At 71.5% G+C, this 22,151-nt stretch carries 22 protein-coding genes; 7 read left to right on the top strand and 15 right to left on the bottom strand.

Features of this window, described 5'->3' with window-relative positions; all coding sequences use genetic code 11:
* Nucleotides 1–46 precede the first annotated feature (46 nt).
* Genes ACFXGX_RS37725 through ACFXGX_RS37715 form a run of 3 tightly spaced genes read right to left on the bottom strand, consistent with a single transcriptional unit; the run spans nucleotide 47 to nucleotide 1,933 of the window.
* Complete coding sequence (locus tag ACFXGX_RS37725; protein ID WP_384801149.1) at nucleotides 47–811, bottom strand: DUF3710 domain-containing protein; 765 nt, start codon at nucleotides 809–811, stop codon at nucleotides 47–49.
* 1 nt (nucleotide 812) lies between these two features.
* A complete protein-coding gene (gene dut, locus ACFXGX_RS37720) occupies nucleotides 813–1,352 on the bottom strand; it encodes a dUTP diphosphatase (protein WP_384801146.1) in 540 nt (179 codons plus the stop codon).
* Nucleotides 1,349–1,933 carry a PaaI family thioesterase gene (locus ACFXGX_RS37715; protein ID WP_384801143.1) on the bottom strand — a complete coding sequence of 195 codons (585 nt, stop codon included), beginning with the start codon at nucleotides 1,931–1,933 and terminating at the stop codon, nucleotides 1,349–1,351. Before ACFXGX_RS37715 ends, dut begins: the two co-directional genes overlap by 4 nt.
* A 58-nt stretch (nucleotides 1,934–1,991) precedes the next feature.
* Here ACFXGX_RS37715 and ACFXGX_RS37710 point away from each other — a divergent pair, with 58 nt between their 5' ends.
* A complete protein-coding gene (locus tag ACFXGX_RS37710) occupies nucleotides 1,992–2,468 on the top strand; it encodes a DUF3093 domain-containing protein (protein ID WP_384801140.1) in 477 nt (158 codons plus the stop codon).
* 94 nt (nucleotides 2,469–2,562) lie between these two features.
* On the opposite strand, the gene ACFXGX_RS37705 is transcribed toward ACFXGX_RS37710, so the two are convergent.
* From ACFXGX_RS37705 to ACFXGX_RS37690, 4 genes are all read right to left on the bottom strand, one after another.
* Nucleotides 2,563–3,474 carry a hypothetical protein gene (locus ACFXGX_RS37705; protein WP_384801137.1) on the bottom strand — a complete coding sequence of 304 codons (912 nt, stop codon included), beginning with the start codon at nucleotides 3,472–3,474 and terminating at the stop codon, nucleotides 2,563–2,565.
* A 13-nt stretch (nucleotides 3,475–3,487) separates the two neighbouring features.
* Nucleotides 3,488–3,784, bottom strand: a complete 297-nt coding sequence (locus ACFXGX_RS37700; protein WP_003997302.1) for a DUF4193 domain-containing protein — start codon at nucleotides 3,782–3,784, stop codon at nucleotides 3,488–3,490.
* A gap of 394 nt (nucleotides 3,785–4,178) precedes the next feature.
* Entirely contained in the window at nucleotides 4,179–5,411 is a 1,233-nt protein-coding gene (locus tag ACFXGX_RS37695) for a sensor histidine kinase (protein ID WP_384801134.1), read from the bottom strand.
* A gap of 6 nt (nucleotides 5,412–5,417) precedes the next feature.
* Nucleotides 5,418–6,071, bottom strand: a complete 654-nt coding sequence (locus tag ACFXGX_RS37690) for a response regulator transcription factor (RefSeq protein ID WP_384801131.1) — start codon at nucleotides 6,069–6,071, stop codon at nucleotides 5,418–5,420.
* A 415-nt stretch (nucleotides 6,072–6,486) separates the two neighbouring features.
* On the opposite strand from ACFXGX_RS37690, the gene ACFXGX_RS37685 reads away from it, so the two are divergent.
* A complete protein-coding gene (locus ACFXGX_RS37685) occupies nucleotides 6,487–6,660 on the top strand; it encodes a hypothetical protein (protein ID WP_382794082.1) in 174 nt (57 codons plus the stop codon).
* Nucleotides 6,661–6,748: 88 nt separating this feature from the next.
* On the opposite strand, the gene ACFXGX_RS37680 is transcribed toward ACFXGX_RS37685, so the two are convergent.
* Nucleotides 6,749–7,564 (bottom strand): inositol monophosphatase family protein, encoded by an 816-nt coding sequence (locus ACFXGX_RS37680; protein ID WP_384801128.1) that lies wholly within the window; start codon nucleotides 7,562–7,564, stop codon nucleotides 6,749–6,751.
* 8 nt (nucleotides 7,565–7,572) lie between these two features.
* Nucleotides 7,573–8,700: a ferrochelatase gene (locus ACFXGX_RS37675; protein ID WP_384801125.1), complete on the bottom strand. Its 1,128-nt coding sequence runs from the start codon at nucleotides 8,698–8,700 to the stop codon at nucleotides 7,573–7,575.
* Nucleotides 8,701–8,981: 281 nt separating this feature from the next.
* Here ACFXGX_RS37675 and ACFXGX_RS37670 point away from each other — a divergent pair, with 281 nt between their 5' ends.
* Nucleotides 8,982–10,220, top strand: coding sequence for an MFS transporter (locus ACFXGX_RS37670; protein WP_384801122.1), 1,239 nt, complete (start codon nucleotides 8,982–8,984; stop codon nucleotides 10,218–10,220).
* Nucleotides 10,180–11,499 carry a D-arabinono-1,4-lactone oxidase gene (locus tag ACFXGX_RS37665; protein WP_384801119.1) on the top strand — a complete coding sequence of 440 codons (1,320 nt, stop codon included), beginning with the start codon at nucleotides 10,180–10,182 and terminating at the stop codon, nucleotides 11,497–11,499. The genes ACFXGX_RS37670 and ACFXGX_RS37665 overlap by 41 nt, the downstream gene beginning before the upstream one ends.
* On the opposite strand, the gene ACFXGX_RS37660 is transcribed toward ACFXGX_RS37665, so the two are convergent.
* A complete protein-coding gene (locus ACFXGX_RS37660) occupies nucleotides 11,423–12,226 on the bottom strand; it encodes a hypothetical protein (protein WP_384801116.1) in 804 nt (267 codons plus the stop codon). The two genes, ACFXGX_RS37665 and ACFXGX_RS37660, sit on opposite strands and share 77 nt — an antisense overlap.
* A gap of 473 nt (nucleotides 12,227–12,699) precedes the next feature.
* Between ACFXGX_RS37660 and sepH the strand changes: the two genes are divergently transcribed.
* Nucleotides 12,700–13,752, top strand: a complete 1,053-nt coding sequence (sepH, locus tag ACFXGX_RS37655) for a septation protein SepH (protein WP_384801113.1) — start codon at nucleotides 12,700–12,702, stop codon at nucleotides 13,750–13,752.
* A gap of 181 nt (nucleotides 13,753–13,933) precedes the next feature.
* Here the strand turns inward: sepH and ACFXGX_RS37650 are convergent, their stop codons facing one another.
* Complete coding sequence (locus tag ACFXGX_RS37650; protein ID WP_384801110.1) at nucleotides 13,934–14,761, bottom strand: sulfurtransferase; 828 nt, start codon at nucleotides 14,759–14,761, stop codon at nucleotides 13,934–13,936.
* 322 nt (nucleotides 14,762–15,083) lie between these two features.
* Here ACFXGX_RS37650 and ACFXGX_RS37645 point away from each other — a divergent pair, with 322 nt between their 5' ends.
* Nucleotides 15,084–15,887 carry a VOC family protein gene (locus ACFXGX_RS37645; RefSeq protein ID WP_384801107.1) on the top strand — a complete coding sequence of 268 codons (804 nt, stop codon included), beginning with the start codon at nucleotides 15,084–15,086 and terminating at the stop codon, nucleotides 15,885–15,887.
* A gap of 77 nt (nucleotides 15,888–15,964) precedes the next feature.
* Here ACFXGX_RS37645 and ACFXGX_RS37640 read toward each other — a convergent pair whose 3' ends face one another.
* From ACFXGX_RS37640 to ACFXGX_RS37625, 4 genes are all read right to left on the bottom strand, one after another.
* A complete protein-coding gene (locus tag ACFXGX_RS37640) occupies nucleotides 15,965–16,612 on the bottom strand; it encodes a thymidine kinase (protein WP_384801104.1) in 648 nt (215 codons plus the stop codon).
* 43 nt (nucleotides 16,613–16,655) lie between these two features.
* A complete protein-coding gene (locus tag ACFXGX_RS37635) occupies nucleotides 16,656–17,843 on the bottom strand; it encodes an alkaline phosphatase family protein (RefSeq protein ID WP_384801101.1) in 1,188 nt (395 codons plus the stop codon).
* The gene (locus ACFXGX_RS37630) at nucleotides 17,843–18,430 is read right to left on the bottom strand and encodes a DUF5998 family protein (protein WP_384801098.1); all 588 of its coding nucleotides are present in this window, start codon (nucleotides 18,428–18,430) and stop codon (nucleotides 17,843–17,845) included. Before ACFXGX_RS37630 ends, ACFXGX_RS37635 begins: the two co-directional genes overlap by 1 nt.
* Before the next feature lie 349 nt (nucleotides 18,431–18,779).
* Entirely contained in the window at nucleotides 18,780–21,608 is a 2,829-nt protein-coding gene (locus ACFXGX_RS37625) for a GNAT family N-acetyltransferase (RefSeq protein WP_384801095.1), read from the bottom strand.
* A gap of 175 nt (nucleotides 21,609–21,783) precedes the next feature.
* Here ACFXGX_RS37625 and ACFXGX_RS37620 point away from each other — a divergent pair, with 175 nt between their 5' ends.
* Nucleotides 21,784–22,065 (top strand): HPr family phosphocarrier protein, encoded by a 282-nt coding sequence (locus ACFXGX_RS37620; protein ID WP_355766519.1) that lies wholly within the window; start codon nucleotides 21,784–21,786, stop codon nucleotides 22,063–22,065.
* Nucleotides 22,066–22,151 lie beyond the last annotated feature (86 nt).

Raw genomic sequence — 22,151 nt, 5'->3', positions numbered from 1 at the left:
GCCCTTGTCCGGCCCTTGTCGGGCCGTTGTCCGGACCTTTGTCCGTCTAGCGGACTTCGGTGATCTCCGGTCCGCGCTGGAGCTGTCCCATGCCGCCGGAGAAACGGGAGCCGCTCTGGTCCTCCTGCTGAACACCTTCGGGGACCATCTGCGCGTCGTTCGGCAGCTTCAGGACGATCGGGTCGCGGGGGGCCATCGGGCCCTCTCCGCGGACGACGACCGTGTCCCGGAAGATCTGCTCCAGCAGACCCGCGGCCTGCGGCTGCACCGCGCCCTGCCCGGAGATCACTCCCCGCAGGAACCAGCGGGGGCCGTCCACTCCGACGAACCGCACGACCTGGAAACCACCCGTGCCGTCCGGGAGCTGGACCGGTACCTGCGCCCGCAGCTCCCAGCCCAGCGGCCCCTCGACCTCGTCGATGACACCGCCCTGCTGGGTGATCCCGGAGGCGATCTCCTCGCGCACCTCGCCCCAGATGCCCTCGCGCTTGGGAGCGGCGAAAGCCTGGAGCTGCACGGCGCTGTCGTTGACGACCACGGTCGCCGCGACGATCGCGTCGCCCGCGACCTCGACCCGCAGCTCCATGCCGTCGACTCCGGGCACGAACAGGCCACCGAGGTCCACCCGGCCCTCGGCCGGATCACGGACCTCCGAACTGTCCCAGGGCCCGTCGGGGCGCGGCTCCGGCTCGAGCCTCACGCGCCCACGCTGCACGTCCTCGTCCGCCTCAGTGTCGACGCTGTCGACGACCTGCTCGGCCTCGCCCGCCGCGTCCTCGGCGGCACTGCCCTTCTTGCGACGTCCGAACACGTCACTGTCCTTCCCGGTCGGATACGACCGAAGCGTATCGATTCCCACCCGTTGTGCTGTCCACAGCGGCATGGCCGCCGGTGGACCCGAAGCCCCCTGCGGCCCGCGCCGAATCGGGAAGTTCCGCGACCTCCTGGAAGCGAACCTTCTCGACCTGCTGGACGACCAGTTGAGCAATCCGGTCGAAGCGCTCGAACCGCACCGACTCGCGCGGATCGAGATTCACCACGATCACCTTGATCTCCCCACGGTACCCGGCATCCACCGTCCCCGGGGCATTCACGAGGGCGACGCCGCAGCGGGCGGCCAGGCCCGAGCGAGGGTGCACGAAGGCCGCGTACCCCTCGGGCAGCGCGATGGCCACGCCCGTCGGCAGCACCGCCCGTTCACCGGGCTTCAGCTCGCGGCTCTCGGTGGTGCGCAGATCGGCTCCGGCGTCACCGGGGTGCGCGTACTCGGGAAGCGGGACTTCCAGATCGACGCGCCTGATCATCACGGGGACTTCCGGGCGGGGCTCGTCGGCCCCGGGGCTATTGGTCATGGGTTCACCTCGAAGGCACGGGCTCGCCGGATCTGGTCCGGGTCGTTCATCGCCGCGCGGATCTCCTCCGGGCGGCCGTTGTCGATGAAGTGGTCGACCTTCACCTCGACGAAGAGGGCGTCCGCGCGGACGGCGACGGGGCCGTCGGGGCCGCCGATCCGCCCGGTGGCGGTGCAGTAGATCTTCCGGCCGGCCACCGCGGTGACCTCGGCCTCCAGATACAGGACGGTATCGACGGGGACGGGGCGCAGGAAGTCGGTCTCCAGGCGTCCGGTCACCGCGATCGTCCGCAGCAGCCAGTTCAGCGAGCCGAGCGTCTCGTCGAGCGCGGTGGCGAGAACGCCGCCGTGCGCGAGGCCCGGTGCGCCCTGGTGGACGGTGCGCACGGTGAACTCCGCCGAGATCGTGACGCCCTCGCCCGCGCGGGCCTCCAGATGGAGCCCGTGGGGCTGCGCTCCGCCGCACCCGAAACAGTGTTCGTAGTGTGCTCCGAGGAGCTCTCCGGGGGCGGGCGCGTCGGGGTGCCGCACCGGCGCTACGGCGTCGGCGGGAGGCGTCAGAGCTGCGGAAGTACCACTCACAGCCGCAGACCTTACCCGCGCGTCCATCAAGTCTTCGCACCGTGCCAAGCTTGACGTCATGCAGCTCTCGGCCTCCCCGTACGAAGAACGCCTCACCGCACCCCGGTCGTGGTGGGTGATCAGCTTCCTGGTCGGGCTCGCGATGGCCCTGATCTTCCTCCCGTTCGGCACCCTGCCGATGCTCGGAGCGCTCGTCGGCGGCACCGCCGTCGCGGCGGTCGCGGCCAGCGCGTACGGCTCGATCCGCATCCGTGTGGTCGGTGACGCTCTGATCGCCGGGGACGCCCGGATCCCGGTCTCGGCCCTCGGCGACGCGGAGATCATGGACCCGGAGGAAGCGAGCGCCTGGCGCACCTACAAGGCCGACACCCGCGCCTTCATGCTCCTGCGGTCGTACATCCCCACCGCGCTGCGCGTCCAGGTCACGGATCCGGCGGACCCGACGCCCTACCTGTACTTGTCGACCCGGGAGCCGGAGCGTCTGGCCGCCGCCCTGAAGACGGCACGCGAGTCGGTCCCCTCCGCGGAGAGCTGAGACTGCCCGCGGCGGGCGCCCGAGCGACCGGCGACGGGCACGGCCCGCCGGGCGCGTGCGCGGGCACTGGCGCGCCGGCGCCCGCGCGTAGGCGTCACTCCCCCAGGTCCGTCGGGATCTCTCCGATCCGCACCGGGTCCGTCGGCTTCTCCAGCGGCGGCAGTTGCGGGAGCGCGTCCCACGGCACCTGCATCTTGCGCAGGTCCTTGCGGATGTGACCGGCCACGCGCTTGGTGTCGCGGCGGTTCATGACCGCGCCCACGGCCGCTCCGACCATGAACGGCATCAGGTTGGGCAGGTCCCGGACCGTCCGCTTCATGATCTGCTGGCGCAGCTCGCGCTTCATCTGGCCGCCCAGCGCGGCATTGATCGTCATGGGCTTGGCCACGTCGATACCGCGCTCGCCCGACCAGGAGTGCAGATAGGCCGTGCTGCGCTGCTTGAGGTTGCCCTGCGGACGCAGGCCGTAGACCTCGTGGAGTTCGGCGATCAGCTTCAGCTCGATCGCGGCGACGGCGGTGATCTCGGCGGCCAGCTCCGTGGGCATGGCGGGCGGCACCGGCAGCATCGCGGCGGCGCCGATGCCGGCGCCGACGGTGGACGTCGCGGCGGCGGCGCCCGCGACGAGCTTGTCCGCGAGTTCCTCGGGGCCGAGGCCCGGGAACTGTCCGCGGAGGGTGGCCAGGTCCCGTACGGGCACCCGTGGGGCGATGTCGATGATGCGGTCGGTGACATACGCGAGGCCCGCCCTGGCACGGACGCCGCTCCTCGTGACGCCCCTCTTGACCCCGTCCCGGACAGCCTCCACACGACGCCTCGCCACGGGCGAGGAACCGTCCGTGGGGGCCGTCAGGCCGTCTGTGGCGGCCGCTCGGTCGAGCGAGGCTGATCCCTGTTCGGAAGAGCCCCGCTCGTCGTCACGCACGCCTTCAGGGCCCTTGGAGAGCCCTTCGTCCGCCGCCCTGGAGGGGAGGCGGCGCTTCCAAGGTGGGGTCGAGCCGTTCACGGCCGACCCTGCCTCAGTCGCAGTCGCGGCAGATCGGCTGACCGTTCTTCTCGCGGGCCAGCTGGCTGCGGTGGTGCACCAGGAAGCAGCTCATGCAGGTGAACTCGTCCTGCTGCTTCGGCAGGACCCGGACGGCCAGCTCCTCGTTCGAGAGGTCCGCACCGGGCAGTTCCAGGCCTTCCGCGGCCTCGAACTCATCTACGTCGACGGACGAGGTCGACTTGTCGTTCCGGCGAGCCTTCAGTTCTTCAAGGCTGTCCGAGTCGACGTCGTCGTCGGTCTTGCGCGGGGTGTCGTAATCCGTTGCCATTGTCGCTCTCCCCCTCTGGGTGTCTGCGGTGTCTCCAGCGCACGTAACGCGTGAGAGGCCGGACTTGTGCCCGACCCGAGGCGGAGATTTTGCCTCACATCAAGGTCTGTTACTCAATCGACACCCAACCGGACTCATCAAGAGTGGTCGGCTTGGATGGCGATGCGGACCGTACACGGTCCCGGGGCCGCACTTCAAAGGCGCCCCACCGTGTACTTCCCGTGATGAGGACCCCCGAAAACCCGGATTTTCCCGGCTTTCCGGCAGTTCACATGATCACGGAGAGTAGATGGACCGAAAATCGTCCTTGTGATCGATCCCACACGGGTCACTCGGGTGGGTGACCCGAAAATTCCGCGCAAAGCGAACATCGCCGCGTGTCCGCGACATGCTCTCAGATGGGAAGGGTGACGCGCATCACGAGTCCACCCCCTTCTCGAGGCCGGGCGACGATGTGACCCCCGTGCGCGCGGGCCACCGACCGGACGATCGACAGGCCGAGGCCCACGCCCTTGTCACTGCCCGTACGTTCCGTGCGTAGCCGCCGGAAGGGTTCGAAAAGATTGTCGACCTCGTACGCGGGAACGACCGGTCCCGTGTTCGACACCTCAAGGACCGCCCGGCCGTGCTCCGTGGCGGTCGTGACCTCGACCCAGCCGTCCTGCGGCACGTTGTACCGGACGGCGTTCTGGACGAGGTTCAGGGCGATCCGCTCCAGCAGGACGCCGTTGCCCTGGACGACCACCGGAGCGCGCAGCCCGCGGATCTCCACGCCCTTGGCCTCCGCTTCGGCGTGCACCTGGTCGATGGCCTGGGAGGCGACCTCGGCGAGGTCCACCGGCTTGCGCTCGACGATCTGGTTGTCGCTGCGGGCGAGCAGCAGCAGGCCCTCGACGAGCTGTTCGCTGCGCTCGTTCGTGGCGAGCAGCGTCTTGCCGAGCTGCTGGATCTCCGTCGGCACCCCGGGTCCCGAGAGGTGCACCTCCAGGAGCGTGCGGTTGATCGCGAGGGGTGTGCGCAGTTCGTGGGAGGCGTTCCCGACGAACCGCTGCTGGGCGGTGAAGGCCCGCTGCAGCCGCTCCAGCATGTCGTCGAAGGTGTCCGCGAGTTCCTTCAGCTCGTCGTCCGGGCCGTCCAGCTCGATCCGCCTGGACAGGTCGGAGCCGGCCACCGCGCGCGCGGTGCGCGTGATGTGGCCGAGCGGCGAGAGGACACGGCCCGCCATCGCGTAGCCGAACGCGAAGGCGATGACCGCGAGGCCGAGCAGGGCCAGGAGCGAGCGGCTGAGCAGGTCGTCGAGGGCGTGCTGACGCTGCTGGTTCACGCAGTCGGCCATCGCGCGGTTGAGCTCGTCCGCGGAGGGCGCCGTGGGGAGGTTGCAGGTGCTGCTGCCGATCTGCCCTGAGATGATCTTGAAGGGGAGTTCGCTGCCGACGTTCAGCGCCTGCGCCGCGAGCAGGTAGATGATCGACAGCAGCATGATGCCGGCGATCAGGAACATGCCGCCGTACAGCAGCGTGAGGCGTATACGGATCGTCGGGCGCAGCCACGGGAAGGGTGGTTCCGCCCTTCTGGGGTCCCAGGTGGGCTTCGGGGGCGCCGCGGGCGGCGCGGGCGTGGTGGCCACCGTGGATCAGATCCTGTACCCGGAGCCGGGCACGGTGACGATCACGGCGGGCTCGCCGAGCTTGCGCCGCAGCGTCATGACGGTCACGCGCACGACGTTGGTGAACGGGTCCGTGTTCTCGTCCCAGGCCTTCTCCAGGAGCTGCTCCGCGGAGACGACGGCACCCTCGCTGCGCAGCAGCACCTCCAGGACGGCGAACTCCTTGGGAGCGAGCTGGACCTCCCTACCGTCACGGAAGACCTCGCGGCGGTTCGGGTCGAGCTTGATCCCGGCACGCTCCAGGACGGGCGGCAGCGGCACGCTCGTACGGCGTCCGAGGGCACGCACGCGTGCGGTCAGCTCACTGAACGCGAACGGCTTGGGGAGGTAGTCGTCGGCTCCGATCTCCAGACCCTCGACACGGTCGCTCACATCACCGGACGCGGTCAGCATCAGCACGCGCGTGGGCATGCCGAGCTCGACAATCCTCCGGCAGACGTCGTCGCCGTGCACGAGCGGGAGGTCGCGGTCGAGAACGACCACGTCGTAGTCGTTGACCCCGATGCGCTCCAGCGCGGCCGCGCCGTCGTACACGACGTCGACGGCCATGGCCTCCCGGCGCAGTCCGGTGGCCACCGCATCGGCGAGCAGCTGCTCGTCCTCGACGACGAGTACGCGCACGTCGCTTGTCCTTCCTCTGTCCACCGGCGGGGCACGTTCCAGCGCACCACGCGGGCAGGTCCGTCACGGATGAGAGCTCCATCCTGCCCGTTTCGGCCATAAACCGGCTGTAAGGCGGGGGAGGCGCCAGGGAAGCCCGTGCGGGGGACCGGGAATGCGAGATTTTCTCGTCGGGTTGAGGTTTCCACGGAAGAGAGCGGGGGGAGGACGGCTTTACACCCCGCGATCACGCTCTGCATGTGGCAAGCCACATTGTGGTACGTCCAACCGCTTCCGCAGAGCGGGCGTGGGTGTCCGGCACCGTCGCCGCCCAGACCGGGCAGCGCTGGGCACCCCATTCGGAGACGTGATCGCCCCTTCCCATCGGCACACCCCCGTGCCACCCGACCCACGACCCAGGACGAGGGGGCGCAGCATGGACGCATTCACCACGGGACTTCTGCAGCGCATAAGGGCGACCGAGACCGACCTGACCCGAGCTCGCGAGACGGGCGACGACTTCCTCGCGGAGGTCGAGCAGGCCGAGCTGGACGACCTGCACCGCCTTGCCGCCGAGCACGGTGTGGAGGTCGGCGCCACACGCGTCTGATCAGCACGTACGAGAGCGGGGCCCCGGTATCGATCCAGTACCGGGGCCCCGCTCCCGTTCCCTCGCTCTGCCGTCCCGAGGGGCGGGGTCAGTCGTGCCAGGCGCCGAAGTCCTCCAGGAGCCGCTGGAGGGGCTCGAAGACGCCCGGGGAGGCCGCGACCGTGAGATCGCCCGCGGGGCGCTCTCCGGGGCGTCCACCGGTCACCGCGCCCGCCTCCCGGGCGATCAGGTCCCCGGCCGCGAGATCCCAGGGGTGCAGACCGCGTTCGTAGTAGCCGTCGAGGCGGCCGGCCGCGACGTCGCACAGGTCGACCGCCGCCGAGCCGGAGCGCCGGATGTCGCGCACCAGCGGGATGAGCCGCTGGGCCACATCGGCCTGATGGACCTTGACCTCGGTCACGTAGTTGAAGCCGGTCGAGACGAGGGCCTGGTCGAGCGGCGGGGACGGGCGGCAGGCGAGCCGACGTTCGCCGACCCAGGCCCCCGACGCCCTGGCCCCCCGGCCGCGGACCGCGTGGTACGTCTCGCCGCGCATGGGTGCCGCCACGACGCCGACGACGGTCTCGCCGTCCTGCTGGGCCGCGATGGACACCGCCCAGGTCGGCAGGCCGTACAGGTAGTTGACCGTGCCGTCGAGCGGGTCGACGATCCAGCGGACGCCGCTGGTGCCCTCGATGGCGGCGCCCTCCTCGCCGAGGAAGCCGTCGTCGGGGCGGTGCTCGGCGATCAGCGTGGTGATCAGCTTCTCGGCGGCGATGTCCATCTCGGTGACGACGTCGATCGGGCTGGACTTCGTGGCGGCGACCGCGAGGTCCGCCGGACGCCCGTCGCGCAGCAGCTCGCCCGCGCGGCGGGCGGCCTCGTGCGCGAGCTGGAGGAGTTCGGTGTGCAGGGGCTCGGTCACGTGGCTCCTCATGCGTAAGGGCTGTCGGCGCCCGCGGCGGCGGGCTTGGGTGTACGGGCCGGACAACAGCCCACCGGGCACAGGTCGTGACTCGCGCCCAGGGCGCCCAGGGCACACCGTGTCACCTGCCGGCCGCTCTCGGCCGCGGCGCGCTCCAGCACCAGTTCACGGACCGCCGCGGCGAACCGGGGATCGGAGCCGACGGTGGCCGAACGGCGCACCGGCAGCCCCAGCTCCAGCGCCTTCGCCCGTGCCTCGGTGTCCAGGTCGTACAGGACCTCCATGTGGTCCGAGACGAATCCGATCGGCACCATCACCGCCGCCGGGGCTCCCGCCCCGTGCAGTTCCTCCAGGTGGTCGCAGATGTCCGGCTCCAGCCACGGGATGTGCGGGGCCCCGGAGCGGGACTGGTACACGAGCTTCCACGGGCGGTCGGTCCCGGTCTCCTCGCGCACCGCGTCCGCGATCAGCCGGGCCACGTCCAGGTGCTGGCGGACGTAGGCGCCGCCGTCGCCGTGGCCCTCGGCCGGACCGGAGGTGTCCGCCGCGGCGACCGGGATCGAATGCGTGGTGAACACCAGGTGCGCGCCCTGCCGGACGTCCGCGGGCAGCTCCGCGAGCGACCTGAGGACACCCTCGGTCATCGGCCCGACGAACCCGGGATGGTTGAAGTAGTGCCGCAGCTTGTCGACCCTCGGCACCTCCAGCCCCTCCCCCTCCAGGACGGCCAGCGCGCCCGCAAGATCCTCGCGGTACTGCCGGCAGCCCGAGTACGAGGCGTACGCGCTGGTGGCCAGGACCAGGATCCGGCGCCGACCGTCCGCGGCCATCTCGCGCAGCGTGTCGGTCAGGTACGGCGCCCAGTTGCGGTTGCCCCAGTAGACCGGCAGATCCAGACCGTGCTCCGCGAAGTCCTTGCGCAGCGCGTCGAGCAGCGCGCGGTTCTGGTCGTTGATGGGGCTGATCCCGTCGAACAGGAAGTAGTGCCGCCCGACCTCCTTGAGGCGTTCCTTGGGGATGCCTCTGCCGCGCGTCACGTTCTCCAGGAAGGGGACCACGTCGTCCGGGCCCTCCGGACCGCCGAACGAGAGCAGGAGCAGGGCGTCGTAGGGGGTGGCATCGAGCACGTCTGGCATGCGTCCGATCCTGCCACCCGTCTCCGACAGCCGATAACCGGCCGGGGGACGAGCGGGCGACGACGGCGGAACGGGCCGGGCGGGTGCCGAGCGGACGACGGCGGCGGGGAGGGCGGGAGCGCGTGTCCGGGCGGCCGGCGCCCGGACAAACGGTCTGACGGGTGCGGGAGGCTGCGTTAGGGTTACCTAACCAGTAAGCTGTATCGGCCATCTTCACGCCTTACCGAGTGCGGCCCGCCCGTGGTGACGGGGAGGGCCTCGCCGAGCCGACGGAGACCTTCGTGCCCAGCCCGTACCGTGCCCTGTTCGCCGCCCCCGGCTCGAAGGGCTTCTCCGCCGCGGGCCTGCTCGGCCGGATGCCGCTGTCCATGATGGGCATCGGCGTCGTCACGATGATCTCCCAGCTGACCGGGCGCTACGGCCTCGCGGGCGCTCTGTCGGCGACCATGGCGCTGGCGGCCGCGGCGATGGGGCCGCAGGTCTCGCGCATGGTGGACCGGCACGGCCAGCGGCGGGTCCTGCGCCCGGTGACGCTCTTCGCGCTCGCGGCGGCCGGGGGCCTGCTGGTCGCGGCGCACTACCGGTGGCCGGACTGGGTCCTGTTCGTGTGCGCGGCCGGCATCGGCTGCGTCCCGAGCATCGGCGCGATGGTCCGGGCCCGCTGGGCGGCGCTCTACGGAGGCACCCCGCAACTGCACACCGCGTACTCCCTGGAGTCCGTGGTGGACGAGATCTGCTTCATCTTCGGGCCGATCATCTCCATCGGCCTGTCCACGGTGTGGTTCCCGGAGGCCGGACCGCTCCTCGCCGCCTGCTTCCTCGCGGCCGGGGTCTTCTGGCTGACCTCCCAGCGCGCCACCGAGCCCCAGCCGCATCCGCGCGGACAGTACGGCGGCGGCTCGGCGCTCCGCTCGGCCGGACTCCAGGTCCTCGTGGCCACGTTCGTGGCGACCGGGACGATCTTCGGAGCCGTCGACGTCGTCACCGTCGCCTTCGCCGAGGAGCAGGGCCACAAGGGCGCAGCGAGCATCGTCCTGGCCCTCTACGCGGCGGGCTCCTGCCTCGCGGGAGCCGTCTTCGGGCTGCTGCACTTCAAGGGGGCGGCGGAGGGCAGGTGGCTGCTGGGCATATGCGCGATGGCCGTGAGTATGATCCCCCTCCTACTGGTCGGAAACTTGTCGTTCCTGGCCGTGGCGCTGTTCGTTGCGGGCCTGTCCATCGCTCCCACGATGATCACGACGATGTCCCTCATCGAGCAGCACGTACCTCGCGCGAAATTGACCGAAGGCATGACCTGGGTGAGTACGGGGCTCGCCGTCGGGGTCGCGCTCGGTTCCTCCGTGGCCGGCTGGGTGATCGACTCCGCCGGCGCGAAAGCCGGGTACGGGGTTCCGGCCGTGTCCGGGGCCGTCGCGGTCGCGGTCGGTTTCCTCGGGTACCGCCGGCTCAGCAGGCCGGTTCTGCAGCGGGGAGGGTCTCATGAGCACCGCAGTGAGCGAGAAGAGCGGCACGTGGCGTAACTGGGCGGGAAACGTCACCGCCCTTCCCGTCCGGGAGGTCACCCCTGCCTCGGTGGACGAACTCTCCGCCGCCGTGCGGAAGGCGGCCGAGGACGGTCTGACGGTGAAGGCCGTCGGCACCGGGCATTCCTTCACGGCCGCCGCCGCGACCGACGGCGTATTGATCCGCCCTCAACTGTTGACCGGGATACGCAAGATCGACCGTACGGCCATGACGGTCACGGTCGAGGCGGGCACCCCGCTCAAGAGACTCAACATGGCCCTGGCGCGGGAGGGTCTGTCGCTCACCAACATGGGCGACATCATGGAACAGACGGTGTCGGGGGCGACCAGCACCGGAACGCACGGCACCGGGCGCGACTCGGCGTCGATCGCCGCCCAGATCACGGGCCTGGAGCTGGTGACGGCGGACGGCTCCGTCCTGTCCTGCTCCGCGAGCGAGAACCCGGAGATCTTCGCGTCGGCCCGCATCGGCATCGGCGCCCTGGGCATCGTCACCGCGATCACCTTCGCCGTGGAGCCCATCTTCCTGCTCACGGCCCGCGAGGAGCCGATGACCTTCGACAAGGTCACGGCCGACTTCGATGAACTCTCCGCCGAGAACGAGCACTTCGAGTTCTACTGGTTCCCGCACACCGGCAACTGCAACACCAAGCGCAACAACCGCAGCGCGGGCCCCGAGAACCCGGTCGGCCCCGTCCGCGGCTGGATCGAGGACGAGTTCCTCTCCAACGGCGCCTTCCAGGTGGCCAACCTGCTCGGCCGGGCCGTCCCCGCGGCCATCCCCTCGATCGCCGGATTCTCCAGCCGCGTGCTGTCCGCGCGGACCTACACCGACATCCCGTACAAGGTCTTCACCTCGCCGCGCCGCGTGCGGTTCGTGGAGATGGAATACGCGGTGCCGCGCGAGGCCCTCGTCGAGACGCTGCGCGAGCTGAAGGCGATGGTCGACAACTCGGACCTGCGCGTGAGCTTCCCCGTGGAGGTGCGGACGGCGCCCGCCGACGACATCACGCTCTCCACTGCCTCCGGCCGGGACAGCGCGTACATCGCCGTCCACATGTTCAGGGGCACCCCCTATCAGGCGTACTTCACCGCGGCCGAGCGGATCTTCACCACGCACGAGGGCCGGCCGCACTGGGGCAAGGTGCACACCCGCGACGCGGAGTACTTCACCCGGGCCTACCCGCGCTTCGGCGAGTTCACCGCGCTGCGGGATCGCCTCGATCCTGACCGGCGCTTTGCGAATGACTACTTGCGGAGGGTTCTGGGGTCGTAGCGGTCGCGCTGGGTCCGGGGGCCGGGGTTCCGTCCCCCGCCTCCGGTCCCGCCGATGCCCCGTCACCCGGGGTCGGCACGGCGGACGTGTCGGCGCCGTCGCCAGCCGTGTCACCCGATCCGGCGCTGTTCCCCGGTCCGGCACCGTCCGCGGACGGCGTCGGCGCCTGCCGGGAGGCCTCCGGTGACGACGGCGCGGATCCCGTCGACGGTGCCGTGTCCGGCTGGCGGTTCCCCGAGCCGGACGGGTGCCCCTTGAAGGCGTCGCCGACCGTCGTACTGGTGCCGTCGCCGCTGAAGCTCTGCCCCGAGACCATTTCGTACGTGGTGATTCCGGCCATCGTGACGCCGAAGACGAGAGCGGTGGCGACCAGTGGCCTCTTCCAGCTCGTGACCCGCGCGCGGTAGACGGTCCCCTCGGTGAACTCGCCGGGGCGACCGGGCAGCGTCCGGGGCTTCGGCTGAGGCGGCGCCTTCACGTCACGGATCTGTTCGCCGGTGCGCTTGAAGAAGTGCTGGAAGACCGTTCCTCCGCAGGTGGCGACGACACTGACCAGACCGGCGCCCAGGATCGTCCCGTAGACACCGAAGTAGGACGCGAGTTTCGCCGCCACCACCGCGGCGACCGCGCTCCCCGCCACCTGGGGGACGCTCAGGTCCAGCCGCCTCTTCCTCGGTTCCACGTCGGCATCCGGCTGCTCGCCACCGACTTCCGGCTTCTCACGCATTCCCGGACCTTGCCTGCCTTTCCCGTACTTGATCGACCGATCGTACGAGAAAGGGACGTACAGGCGAAACGATAAGTTCCGTTTCTGCCGATTACGTGAAGTGCGCCACGTCCACGGACCGCCGAACGGGCGCCGGGATCGGCCAACTACCACCCCCCGCTCGAAGTTGGGCGGCGTGCCGATCCACGCAAGTGGCCCGAATGGAGTACTGTTGCGAGCCCTGGGTCCGGACTCCCGCCAGGGTGTCCGGGGCCTTGCAGGACCGCCGGGAGGGGGCTCGTTGCACAGGGTGATGGAGTTCGTCACTTAGCGTTGCAAAATAGGTAACCGTGCCATAACGGCGACCCCGGGCCCGCGTCCGACACGCCGTGCAACTCGGCAAGGTTGTGGCAGGCTGCACCCGGGCAGGCCACACTCGACTAGCGGAAGCAGCGACGCACGTGACGTCGGCAGGCACCACCCGGGAGGTCCCCATGCCCGAACTGCGTGTCGTGGCCGTCTCTAACGACGGCACACGGCTGGTGCTGAAGGCTGCGGACAGTACGGAATACACGCTTCCGATCGACGAGCGGCTGCGTGCCGCCGTACGCGGCGACCGTCCCCGCCTCGGCCAGATCGAGATCGAGGTGGAGAGCCACCTCCGCCCCCGCGACATCCAGGCGCGTATACGCGCCGGAGCCTCCGCGGAGGAAGTCGCCCAGCTCGCGGGCATTCCCGTCGACCGTGTACGCCGCTTCGAGGGTCCCGTGCTGGCCGAGCGTGCCTTCATGGCCGAGCGCGCCAGGAAGACTCCCGTCCGCCGTCCCGGCGAGAACGCCGGCCCCCAGCTCGGTGAGGCCGTCCAGGAGCGGCTGCTGATCCGGGGCGCCGAGAAGGACACCGTCCAGTGGGACTCCTGGCGCCGCGACGACGGCACCTGGGAAGTTCTGCTGGTGTACCGGGTCGCGGGCGAACCGCACGCCGCGAGCTGGACCTACGACCCGCCCCGGCGGCTCGTCCAGGCCGTCGACGACGAGGCTCGCTCGCTGATCGGCGAGTCGGACGACCTCGCGGCACCCGAGCCGAGCTTCCCGTTCGTGCCGCGGATCGCCCGGCTGCCCCGCGACCGCCCGCTGGACCGCGCCCTGGAACGGCAGACGGAGCGGCCGAGCCTGCCCCCGTCCCCCCCGGAACCCGGCGAGGAGGCCGAGGACCGGGACTCGCTGACCAGCCTTCTGGAAGCGGTGCCCAGCTTCCGGGGCGACATGGTGGTGCCCGAGCGGCCCGCCCCCGCGGAGCGCCCCGCCGCCGAGGAGCCCGCTCCCGAGCCCGAGGAGGAGGAGCCCCCGGCTCCCGCCGCCTCGGCGGGTGCCGGTTCCGCGTACGCCGACGTGCTCATGCCCCGCTCGGTGGGCAGCCATCGTGACCGGCTCGTCGGCGCGACGGACCGCCAGGCCGAGGCCGACGGCGTCCGCCCCGGCCGCAGAGCGGCGGTCCCGAGCTGGGACGAGATCGTCTTCGGTACGCGCCGCAAGAAGCAGGAATAGCCGGATCGACGTCAGGTGCATGACGAGGGGGCCCGCATCGGATCGGTGCGGACCCCCTCGTCACGCACGAGCGGCGTGGCCGACCGTGCCACGCCCCGCGTGGGCCCCCGGCATCACCGGGGAGAGCCCGCACCTCGCCAGGGGTGCTCCCCCGCCGATGTCGCGCCCGGCAGCACGGATGTCACTGCGGGTCGGGGCCCACCGCGACGGGGCGGTCCGCGTCCTGGGACCACTCCGACCACGAACCCACGTACAGCGCCGCGGGAACGCCGGCCACGGCGAGGGCCAGCACCTCATGGGCCCCCGAGACCCCGGAGCCGCAGTAGACGCCGACCTCGGACTCCGGTGTCACGCCGAAGGACTTGAAACGGTCCGCGAGTTCGGCCGCCGGCAGGAACCGCCCGTCCTCCGTCACGTTCTCGGCGGTCGGCGCGGAGACGGCGCCCGGGATGTGACCGCCGACCCGGTCGATCGGCTCGACCTCGCCCCGGTACCGCTCCCCCGCGCGGGCGTCCAGCAGCAGCCCGGTGCGGGCGAGCGCGGCCGCCCCGTCCGCGTCGAGCGCCGGCCGGGCACCGGCCGTCGGTACGAACGTCCCGGGCGCCGGCGAGGGGACCTCCGAGGACACCGGTCCGCTCCAGGCGGCGAACCCGCCGTCAAGCACGCGCACCGACGGATGACCCGAATAGCCCAGCAGCCACCAGGCGCGCGCGGCGGCCCAGCCCTGCCCGCCGTCGTACACGACGACATCGCGGTCCTCGGACACTCCCGCGGCCCGCATCGCCGCGCCGAAGACCTCGGGGCCGGGGAGCGGATGCCGGCCCGCCGCACCGGCCGGACCAGCGAGTTCGGAATCCAGGTCGACGAAGACGGCACCGGGGATGTGCGCGTTCTCGTACTCGGGGCGCAGATTGGGGCCGCCCAACTGCCAGCGGACGTCGAGGAGGACCGGCGGGTTCGGGCCCGCCAGGTCACTCGCGAGTTCGGGTGCCGTGATGATGGCGTTCATGGTCCCCATCCTTGCGCACGGGGTGGCCGCTTCGTCCATGTCCCGCTACTCTGCTCCGCCGGGCAGGTCCGATCACCCGGCGTACGGGATCGGGCACATGCTGTACAACCGATGGACACCACATGGCAATCGCCTGGCGACGGACGGGAGACGGCGGATCGGGCGTCCCCGTTCCCACGCCGCTCGACGGCGGCGCGGGAGGAACGTCCGGCGCGACCGGTGGTGCGAACATCGGCACGGGGCGTGCACGCACGCGACTGGGTACGCGTGTTCGCAAGCGGAAGGTGACCGGCCACCGCGAGGGGCCGAGAAGAGAGTGACGATGACCGAGGCACGGGAATCGGCCGGCGCGAACGGCACCACGCACGCTCGGAACACGCCCGGGACACCCTGCTGGGTGAGCCTGATGGCGCACGAGACGGCCGCGACCCAGGACTTCTACGGAGCGCTGTTCGGCTGGGAGTTCCAGCCGGGCCCCCCGCAGCTCGGCCCTTACGCGCGGGCCCTGCTCGACGGCCAGGAGGTGGCCGGGATCGGCCAGTTGCCGCCCGACCGGCATCTGCCGCTCGCCTGGACGCCCTACTTCGCCTCGGCCGACGTGGACCACACCGCCGAGACCGTACGGCACAGCGGCGGAACCGTGGGCGTGGGTCCGCTGGACGCCGCCGAGGCCGGCCGCCTGGCCATCGCCTCCGACCCGTCGGGCGCCGTCTTCGGGATCTGGCAGAGGGTCGCCCACCTCGGCACGGAGATCACCGGAGTGCCGGGCACCCCTGCGTGGAACGAACTCGTGACGCGCGACACCGAGAGCGTCGTGAAGTTCTACCAGGGGGTCTTCGGCTACGAGTTGCAGCCGGCCGGCTCGGCCGACTTCGACTACGTGACCCTGCACATCGACGGACGGCCGGTGGCCGGCGTCCACGGCGTCGGGAACGCCCTGCCGCGCGACCGGGGCCCGCACTGGCTGACGTACTTCGAGGCCGCCGAACTGGACGACACCGTCAGCCTCGTCACGGAACTCGGCGGGCGCCTTCTGCGGCCGGCCCACGACTCCCCGCACGGCCGGGTGGCGACGGTGGCGGATCCGGAGGGCGCGGTCTTCTCCCTGATCCACGCAGTCACCTGACCCGGCGGAACTCCGGAGACGGATTCCTGGGGCGGAAACCGGAGGCTCAACTCCGGAGCGGAACTCCGGAACAGGTCTCAGACCGAGGCGATCGGCAGGACGTCGGGGGACAGGACGCCGGCGCGGGCCGTGGCGGCCGTCATACGACGCCGGTGGTGCCGGCGGCACAGGACCTCGTAGCCGATGCTCTCGTGCTGGTTGACATCACCGACGACGACCTGGGCGCCCTCGACGACCATCTCGCCGCCCACGGTGCGGGCGTTGTGCGTGGCGCGGGCTCCGCACCAGCACAGTGCCTCGACCTGGAGGACCTCGACCCGGTCGGCGAGTTCGACGAGGCGCTGGGAGCCGGGGAAGAGCTTGGACCGGAAGTCGGTGGTGATCCCGAAGGCGAAGACGTCGACGTCCAGGTCGTCCACCACGCGGGCCAGTTGGTCGATCTGCGCGGGGGCCAGGAACTGCGCCTCGTCCGCGATCACGTAGTCGGCCCGGCCGCCCTGCGAGAGGTGGTCCACCAGATACGCGTACAGATCCTGTTCGTCCGCCACTTCGACCGCGTCGGTGACCAGCCCGAGGCGCGAGGAGAGTTTGCCCTCGCCCGCGCGGTCGTCACGCGTGAAGATCATGCCCTGCAGACCCCGCGCCGAGCGGTTGTGTTCGATCTGGAGCGCCAGCGTGGACTTCCCGCAGTCCATCGTTCCGGAGAAGAACACCAGCTCGGGCATGGGGAGTTGAGCACCTTTCGGCAACGGGGAAGAAGGGAGGACGTCAGGAGCGTACTTGGAGGAGGGGTACCAGTTGCTCGGCCGGGGTCATCGAGCCGTGGTTGCCGACCATCGCCGACTCCTTCGGCTCCCGCTCGGACGCGATGATCAGGACGTCGTCCCGGGCGGCGGCGACGACGTCACCCAGCCGGGCGTAGACCCGCTCGTCGACCCGCGGGCCGAACCAGCCCGCCTCGATCGCCTCGTCACGGGAGGCGACCCAGAACTGCTCGCCCAGGACCTCACGCCAGCAGGTCAGCACGTCCGCCTCGGCTCCCGGGACGGCGTACACATGGCGGGCACGGCCCTCGCCGCCCAGCAGGGCGACCCCGGCGCGCAGCTCCCAGTCCTCGTCGAAGTCGATGCGGTGCTGCTCGTCGAACGGGATGTCGATCATGCCGTGGTCGGCCGTGACGTACAGCGCCGAGCGCGGCGGCAACTGCTCCGCGAGACGCTGGACCAGCCGGTCGACGTACATGAGCTGGCCGCGCCAGGGGTCGGAGTCGACGCCGAAGCGGTGTCCCTTGCCGTCCACCTCCGCGTAGTACGTGTAGACCAGGGAGCGGTCGCCGGCGGACAGTTGCTCGGCGGCGAAGTCCATGCGTTCCTCGCCCGACAGCCGGCCGTGGAACGTGCCCCCGCTCAGCGCGATCTTCGTCAGCGGGGTGTTCTGGAAGGTCGGCGAGGAGACCTGGGCAGTGTGCACACCCGCCGCGTCGGCCTGCTGGAAGATCGTGGGGTAGGGCTGCCAGGCGCGCGGTTCGGTCCACGGGTTCCAGCGGAGCTGGTTCATCAGCTCGCCGGTGGCGGGGTTGCGCGCGGTGTAGCCGGGCAGGCCGTGCGCGCCCGGGGGCAGGCCGGTGCCCACGGAGGCGAGGGAGGTCGCGGTGGTGGCCGGGTAGCCGGTGGTGATCGGACGGCCGGTACCGCCGCGCGAGGACGCCAGGAGCGACGTCATGAAGGGAGCTTCGTCCGGGTGGGCCTTGAGCTGCTCCCAGCCGAGACCGTCGATCAGGAACACACAGTTCCGGTCGGCTGCGGTCAGCTCGGGTATGGCGGCGGTCACACCGGGCACCGACATGCCGGCGGCGAGCGTGGGGAGCAGATCGGCCAGCGAACCGGCGCCGTACTCGGGGACGGGCGCGGAGTCGACGGCGAGCGGTTCCGGGTGGTCCCAGGTGGGCAGAGCCATCAGCGGGCGACGTCCGCGGTCGCCTCGGAGAGGCACTGCGCGAAGGCCAGGGCCTGGCGGACGGTCTCCGGTCCGTCACCCGCCTCGCTCACCCGCAGGCTCAGGTCGTCCGCCGTCGAGTTGCCGGTGTAGCCGTGATCGGCCTCGCAGTTGGGGTCACCGCAGGCGGCGGGCTCCAGGTCGATGCGGGAGACGGCGCCCCAGCCGATGGTGAGGACCACTTCGCGGGGCAGCGTGCCGGGCGTGTACGACTCGGGGTTCGCGACGACGCGGCTGACGACGACCGATGAGATCCGGCCGATCTTGACCGACTCCGTCGAGGTCGTGGCGTACGGCGTCGGGGAGGTGGTGTCCGCGTTCTGCTCGTCGGTGTGGCTCACGATGAAACGGTTGCCGGTGAGGACCAGCACGGTGACGTGCCGCCGCACCTCGTTCGCGTCGAACGTGGTCTCCTGGTGGACCAGGTACGACCGGATGGTCTCGCCGCCGATCGCGGCCTCCACCGCCTCGGCCACGAGGGCCGGGTAGTAGCCGCTGCGCTCGATCGCCGCTCGCAGCCCCTGGGTCGTCGTACTGGTCTTGGCCATGCCGTCCATCCTACGGGGGCCCACTGACTGCGAGGCACCGCTCGCGTGGGTCTGTCGTGGACGGATCAGACCGTATCGCGCAGGGTGACGGGCGGGACGCGGGCACGGCAGGCGTCCGGGCGGGGTGCCTGCCGGCACGGAGACATCGCCTTCCGGCACCCGGACGACTCGGCAGGCCGGGACCACTCGGCCGGCCAGGACGGCTCGGGCGACTCGGGCGACTCGGCCGGTCCCGACTCCCCGGCGGCCTCCACGGCTCAGACGGCCCGGAATCCCCGGACCCGGCGTCTCCCCGGACCCGGCCTCTCCCCGGACTCGGACTCCCTGGACGGCCATGGAGCCCGTGCGGTCAGACGACCGGCAGGGTGCGGGGGCCGAGGTCGTCACGGAGGGGGGCGCGGGCCAGCCGTACCGTGGCGCCCAGGACGCTCAGGCCGGCCGGGGCCACCACCACCGGCTCCAGCGAGACCGCGACGACCTCCGGGTGGTCGTCGACCAGCCGGGAGACCCGCAGCAGGAGCTCTTCGAGGGCCGCCGTGTCGACCGGCGCGGAGCCCCGCCAGCCGAACAGGAGCGGTGCCGTCCGGATCGACCGGACCAGCGAGGCCGCGTCCCGGTCGGTGACCGGGACCAGCCGGTGCGCGGTGTCCCCGAGCAGTTCGGAGGCGGCTCCGGCGAGCCCGAAGGAGAGCACAGCCCCGGCCGCCGGGTCGATCACCGCGCGGACGACCGTGTCGACACCGCGCGGCGCCATCCTCTGCACGACAGGGCGCAGCACCGTGGGCGGCCCGAACAGCTCGGTCAGCTCCGCGTACGCCCGGCACAACTGCTCCTCGTCCGCCACGTCCAGGCGTACGCCGCCGAGGTCCGCGCGGTGCCGGAGGTGCGGGGCGGTGGTCTTGAGGGCGACGGGGTATCCGATGGCGCGCGCGGCCGCCACGGCGTCGTCCGGGGTGGGGGCGGACAGTGCCTGGTGCACGTCGATGCCGTAGCGCCCGAGCAGTTCCGCCGTCTGTCCGCCGCCCAGGGTGAGGCCCTCCCCGCGCGCGAGAAGGTCGTCGATCAGCCGGGCGGCCCCCTTCTCGTCGATGTCCTCGTACTCGGGAACCTTGCCGGGCTCATGGGCGTCCGTGCGCCACTGGGCGTACTTGACGGCTTCGGCGAGGGCGCGGACGGCACGTTCGGCGGCGGGGTAGGCGGGGATGAGCCGGGAGTCCGGCACGGACTCGGCACGTGGCGCGGCGGGCGACCGGTCCGAGGGGTGGAAGCGGGCGCCGGGTGACGCGCCGGGTGCGCCCTCCGGGGCCTGCGGGGCGGTGCTCGCGGCGGCGGACAGGGCTTCGGCGAGTCCGCCGAGCTCGACGTGCACCACGAGGACGGGTTTCGCCGGAGCCTCCAGGGCGGACGACCGGAGCGCCTCGGCGAGCGCCTCGTCGGCGGCCGAGGTCTCCCCCACGGCCGGTATGGCCGTCACGACGACGGCGTCGCAGCCGTCGTCGGCGAGTGCCTGCGACAGGGCCTTGTGGAAGTCCTCCGCCGAGGCAGCCGTGGTGAGATCCCGGGGCGGCAGCGGCCGGAGCCCTTCGGCGAGACAGGCGTCGTACGTCAGCAGCCCCAGGGACTCGGAGTTCCCGAGGATCGCCACGCGGGGGCCCCGGGGCAGCGGCTGGCGGGCCAGCAGCAGCCCCGCGTCGACGAGTTCGGTGATCGTGTCCACCCGGATCACTCCGGCCTGGCGCAGCAGCGCGGACACGGTGGCGTGCGGCAGCCGTGTGGCCCGGATGGCGTGTCCCTGGGGCGCGGCCCCGCCGTGCCGCGCGCCCTGGACCACGACCAGGGGCTTCGCGGCCGCCGTGCGGCGCGCGAGGCGGGTGAACTTGCGCGGGTTGCCGATGGATTCGAGGTACATCAGGGCGACGTCGGTGTCCGGGTCCTCGTACCAGTACTGCAGGACGTCGTTGCCGGAGACGTCCGCGCGGTTCCCCGAGGAGACGAAGGTCGACACGCCGGTCACGCCGGTGACGCCGCCACCGCGCCGGTGCAGCCGGGACAGCAGGGCGATGCCGATGGCGCCGGACTGCGCGAACAGGCCGATGCGTCCGGGGCGGGGCATCTGGGGGGCGAGCGAGGCGTTCAGCCGTACGTCGGGCGCCGTGTTGATGACACCGAAGGCGTTGGGCCCGATGATGCGCATCCCGTACGTGCGCGCGTGCCGTACGAGTTCGCGCTGGCGCTCGCGTCCCTCGGGGCCGCTCTCGGCGTAGCCGGCGGAGACCACCACCAGTCCCTGCACGCCGTGTTCGCCGCATTCGGTCACGACCTGGGGGACGTGTTCGGCGGGCACGGCCACGACGGCGAGGTCGACGGGGTCGGCGATGTCCCTGATGGAGCGGTGCGCCGGGACTCCGTCGAGTTCCTTCTCCTGGAGTGCCGCGTTCACGGCGTACAGGCGTCCGGTGAAACCGGCCTGGCGGAGGTTGTCGAGGACGCTGCGACCGACCCCTCCGGGTGTGCGCCCGGCGCCGACGACGGCGACCGAGCCGGGGGCGAGCAGCCGCTGGACGGAACGGGCCTCGGCGCGCTGTTCCCGCGCGCGCTGCACCGCGAGCGAGCGGTCGGTGGGTTCGAGGTCGAACTCCAGGCGTACGACGCCGTCCTCGAAGCTGCGCTTCTGGGTGTACCCGGCGTCCGTGAAGACCTTGATCATTTTGTTGTTGGCGGGCAGCACCTCGGCGGCGAAGCGGCGGATGTCACGCTCGCGGGCCACCGCTCCGATGTGTTCGAGCAGCGCGGAGGCGACACCCCGGCCCTGGTGGGCGTCCTGCACGAGGAAGGCGACCTCGGCCTCGTCGGCGGGCGCGGAGGCGGGCATGCCGTCCGCGTTGATCCGGTCGTAGCGCACGGTGGCGATGAACTCGCCGCCCACAGTGGCCGCGAGGCCGACCCGGTCCACGAAGTCGTGGTGGGTGAAGCGGCGGACGTCCTTGGCGGACAGACGCGGATAGGGCGCGAAGAAGCGGTAGTACTTCGACTCGTCCGACACCTGCTCGTAGAAGCTGACCAGTCGCTCGGCGTCGTCGACGGTGATGGGCCTGATGCGTGCGGTGCCGCCGTCGCGCAGCACCACGTCGGCCTCCCAGTGGGCTGGGTACTCGTGCCGGTCCGACGAGGTCTGCATGGGCCCCAGAGTACGGCTCGCGTACGACAACGGCGCGGGGCAGTCTGAGGACGACGGGCGTCGGCACGGCTCTTCGACCGACACCGCGGCGGGTGGCGCCGGGGGCCGTCCGGGCACACCTCGCGATATGGAACAATGGTCTAGACAACCCTGAATACCCGAAGGGCAGCATCTCATGGCTGAGCGCCGCGTCAACGTCGGCTGGACCGAGGGCCTCCACGCCCGCCCCGCCTCCATCTTCGTCCGGGCCACCACGGCTTCCGGCATCCCCGTGACGATCGCGAAGGCCGACGGCGACCCCGTCAACGCGGCCTCCATGCTCGCGGTCCTCGGCCTGGGCGCCCAGGGTGGCGAGGAGATCGTCCTCTCGTCGGACGCCGACGGCGCGGACGTCGCTCTCGACCGTCTGGCGAAGCTGGTCGCCGAGGGGCTCGACGAGCTCCCCGAGACCGTCTGAGCCCGCCTCCAGGGCGGCCGGACACGCACGGCCGGGGGGGGGGGGGGCCCGGGCCGTCGCCCCGACGACGGCCGGCGGCTGAAGGA

Origin of the sequence: Streptomyces sp. NPDC059371, from assembly GCF_042751995.1 — a bacterium.
Lineage (GTDB): Bacteria > Actinomycetota > Actinomycetes > Streptomycetales > Streptomycetaceae > Streptomyces.
Note: the sequence above shows the minus strand (reverse complement) of the source record. Positions and strands in the feature narration are given on the sequence as shown.